We start from the raw sequence: 3,602 nt of genomic DNA, 5'->3' as shown, positions 1-3,602 counted from the left end.
CTGGTGCGCGAGGGGGGAGTTGAACCCCCACGTCCTTTCGGACACACGGACCTGAACCGTGCGCGTCTGCCTATTCCGCCACTCGCGCCAGAAGCGGGCTCAGGCTATCCCAGCGACTCCCGCATTCCCAAACCGGCAGGAGGCCTTGCGCCACCGCGCCTGCCGACCCCGTTACGATCGGGTCGCATCCCGGCATCCGCCGGGCGTCGCTGGCCTGCCGTGGTCCCGATGAGAAGACAGCCGAGGACGGAAGGAGGCGGGGGTGGCCGGACTCTCCAAGTTCGAGCGCAAGCTCGAACAGATGATCTCGGGGGCTTTCGCCAAGGCGTTCCGCTCTGCCGTGCAACCCGTCGAGATCGCCGCTGCCCTGCAGCGCGAGTGCGACAACAACGCCCAGATCCTCTCCCGGGACCGGCGTCTGGTGCCCAACGACTTCCACGTCGAGCTCTCCCCGCCGGACCTCGAGCGGCTCGCGCCGTACGACTCCGCGGTGGCGAGCGAGCTGGTCAACCAGGTCAAGGAGCACGCCGAACAGCAGAGCTACATGTTCCCCGGCCCGGTCACCATCGACTTCGAGTCCGCCGAGGACCTCACCACCGGCCGCTTCCGGATCCGCAGCCGCGCCCAGGCCGGGGTGACCAGCAACGCCACCCACACCCAGGTACGACGCGCCCGCGCCGTCCTCGAGGTCAACGGCACCCGCCACCCGCTGCACGCGCCCGGTCTGGTGATCGGCCGCGGCACCGACGCGGACGTCCGGATCAACGACCCAGGGGTCAGCCGCCGCCACATCGAGTTCCTCGTCGTCTCCTCGCCCGCCGGGGACCTGGAGATCGAGGTCCGCGACCTCAACTCCACCAACGGGATGCTGGTCGACGGACATCGGATCACCCAGACAGGTGTGCGCGACGGCTCACGGGTCAAGATCGGGAACACCACGATGACCGTGCGTGTCGTCGAAGAGGATGCCGATGTCTGAGTTGACCCTGTTCCTGATCAGGATCGCCTACCTGGCGATCCTGTGGATCTTCGTGCTCTCGGCCATCTCCGTGATCCGCTCCGACATGTTCGGCGCCCGGGTCCCCGAGGCAGCGCGCGGCGCCACCCCCCGGGGTGCCAAGCCGCCGAAGCCGGCCAAGCCCACCAAGCGTCGTGGCTCCCCGACCCACGTGCTGGTCACCGAGGGCGGCAACGCCGGCGAACGCGCCGACCTGGACCAGGCGCCGATCCTGATCGGCCGGGGCGCGGACGCCGCCATCCGCCTCGACGACGACTACGTCTCCACCCGCCACGCCCGGATCGCCGCCTCCGGCGACCAGTGGTTCGTGGAGGACCTCGGCTCCACCAACGGCACCTACATCGGCAGCGTGCGGATCACGCAGCCCACCACGATCACCCTCGGCACCCAGGTCCGGATCGGCAAGACCATCCTCGAGCTGAGGAAGTAGATGACCGAGACCGATCCGATGACGGACCCGACGGCCGACGCCATGACGGACACCGCCACCACGCCCGCGGTCACCGACGAGCTCCGGCTCCAGTACGCCGCGATCTCCGACGTCGGCCGGGTCCGCAAGGACAACCAGGACTCCGGGTACGCCGGTCCCTGGCTGCTGACGGTCTGCGACGGCGTGGGCGGCGCGGCCCGCGGCGACATCGCCTCCAGCACCGCGGTCCAGCAGCTGCGCAAGCTCGACGCGCGCCCGGCCGAGGACCTGCTCGGCCAGGTCGCCGGTGCCCTGCACCGCGCCCACGACCGGATCGGCGAGCTCGTCGACGAGGACCCGGCCCTGACCGGCACCAGCACCACCGCCACCGTCGCCCTCTTCGACGGCGAGCGCCTCGGTGTCGGCCACGTGGGCGACAGCCGCGCCTACCTCTACCGCTCCGGCGAGCTGACCCGGCTGACCACCGACCACACCTTCGTGCAGAGCCTGATCGACGAGGGCCGGATCACCGAGGAGGAGTCGCGCGTGCACCCGCACCGCAACCTCATCCTCAAGGCGCTCGACGGCATCCACGAGGCCGAGCCCGACCTGTTCCTGGTCGAGCTGGCGGCCGGCGACCGGCTGATGCTCTGCAGCGACGGCGCCTGCGGCGTCCTCGACGACACCCGGCTGGCCGACATCCTCGGCACGGGCACGCCCGACTACGCCGCCGTCGAGCTGGTCCGCGCCAGCCTGGAGGCCGGCAGCTCCGACAACGTGACCTGCCTGGTCGCCGACGTCGTCGACCAGCCGCTGGAGGAGGACCCCGAGCCCCAGTTGGTCGGTGCCGCCGCCGAGCTGCGTCGTCGCGCCGGTCGCGGCGTGATCGGCGGCAGCCTGTTCCGCGGGCACCGCTCCGGCGACACCGGCGAGCTCGACCCGGTCCCGGCCGAGATGCCGGCGGACGTCGAGTTCGCCATCTCGGCCGACCCGATCGACCCCGAGGAGGCGCGCTACGCGCCCCGCCCGCCCCGCCGCTTCGGCTGGCTGCGTCGCACGATGGCGCTCGCGATCGTGGCCGGCCTGCTCTGGGTCGTCGGCGCCGCCGCCTGGTCCTGGAGCCAGGAGCAGTACTTCGTCGGCGAGGTCGACGGCACCGTGACGATCTTCCGGGGCCTCAACGCCGACCTGCCGGGCATCGACCTCTCCTCGCCGTACGAGACGACCAACGTCGAGCTCGAGCGGCTCTCGGAGTTCGACGCCCGTACGGTCCGCGAGGGGATCGACGCCGGCAGCCTCGACGACGCCCGTCGTACCGTCGAGAACCTGGCCGCGAAGATGTCCGCCCCCACCACCGGTACGTCGAACGGCTGAGCGATGGCTCCCAACGGCAGTGCCCTGATGGGGTTCGTGCACCGACGTCGTCGCGGTGCCGAGCTCTTCCTCCTCGTGCTCGCCCTGCTGGTCGGGATCGGGGCCTACGCCGCGGTCGGTCTGGGCGTGGAGGGCACGATCCCCACCGACCTCATCGGGTACGGCGGCTGGCTGGCCGCGCTGATCGTCGGGGCGCACGTCGCGGTCCGGATGGTCGCGCCGTACGCCGACCCGGTCCTGCTGCCGATCGTGGCCGCGCTGAACGGGCTCGGTCTCGCGGTCATCCACCGGCTCGACCTGGCCTACGAGGCGGCCGGCCGCAACGCCGGCTACGCCCAGCAGCAGCTGATCTGGATGACGCTCGGCGTGCTGCTCTTCGTCGGCACGATCGTGGCGCTGCGCGACCACCGGGTCCTGCAGCGCTTCACCTACACCTCCGGCTTCGGGGCCGTGCTGCTCCTGCTGCTGCCGATGCTCCCGGGGATCGGCCGGACCATCAACGGGGCCCGGATCTGGATCCACCTCGGACCGTTCAGCTTCCAGCCGGGCGAGGTCGCCAAGGTGCTGCTGGTGATCGCGTTCGCGGGCTACCTGGTCCTGCACCGCGACGTGCTCGCGCTCGCGGGCAACCGGGTCCTCTTCGTGGACCTGCCGCGCGGTCGCGACCTCGGCCCGATCGTGGCGATGTGGCTGGTCAGCCTGGGCATCCTGGTCCGCCAGAAGGACCTGGGCTCGAGCCTGCTCTTCTTCGGCCTGTTCCTGGTGATGCTCTACATCGCCACCGAGAGACCGGGGTGGCTG

Annotated in this window: 4 protein-coding genes and 1 tRNA gene; 4 read left to right on the top strand and 1 reads right to left on the bottom strand. The window is 71.1% G+C overall.

Annotated elements, in window-relative coordinates; genetic code table 11:
- Position 1: 1 nt before the first annotated feature.
- Positions 2-88, bottom strand: a tRNA-Leu gene (locus ABZE72_RS16300).
- A gap of 174 nt (positions 89-262) precedes the next feature.
- On the opposite strand from ABZE72_RS16300, the gene ABZE72_RS16295 reads away from it, so the two are divergent.
- The 4 genes from ABZE72_RS16295 to ABZE72_RS16280 all read left to right on the top strand — a co-directional run.
- Positions 263-979, top strand: a complete 717-nt coding sequence (locus tag ABZE72_RS16295; protein ID WP_372730087.1) for an FhaA domain-containing protein — start codon at positions 263-265, stop codon at positions 977-979.
- Positions 972-1,448, top strand: coding sequence for an FHA domain-containing protein (locus tag ABZE72_RS16290; protein ID WP_372730086.1), 477 nt, complete (start codon positions 972-974; stop codon positions 1,446-1,448). The genes ABZE72_RS16295 and ABZE72_RS16290 overlap by 8 nt, the downstream gene beginning before the upstream one ends.
- On the top strand, positions 1,449-2,801 hold the full coding sequence (locus ABZE72_RS16285) for a PP2C family serine/threonine-protein phosphatase (RefSeq protein WP_372730085.1): 1,353 nt from the start codon (positions 1,449-1,451) through the stop codon (positions 2,799-2,801).
- A gap of 3 nt (positions 2,802-2,804) precedes the next feature.
- On the top strand, positions 2,805-3,602 hold a 798-nt coding region (locus ABZE72_RS16280), incomplete at its 3' end, for an FtsW/RodA/SpoVE family cell cycle protein (protein WP_372730084.1).

It is taken from the genome of Nocardioides sp., assembly GCF_041600255.1.
Taxonomy (GTDB): Bacteria; Actinomycetota; Actinomycetes; order Propionibacteriales; family Nocardioidaceae; genus Nocardioides.
This window is presented reverse-complemented; position numbering and strand designations above follow the sequence as displayed.

What these genes read in the sequence shown, in the direction of transcription:
- ABZE72_RS16285 (WP_372730085.1), top strand. Translation starts at nt 1,449, where the DNA reads ATGACCGAGACCGATCCGATGACGGACCCGACGGCCGACGCCATGACG.
- ABZE72_RS16290 (WP_372730086.1), top strand. Translation starts at nt 972, where the DNA reads ATGTCTGAGTTGACCCTGTTCCTGATCAGGATCGCCTACCTGGCGATC.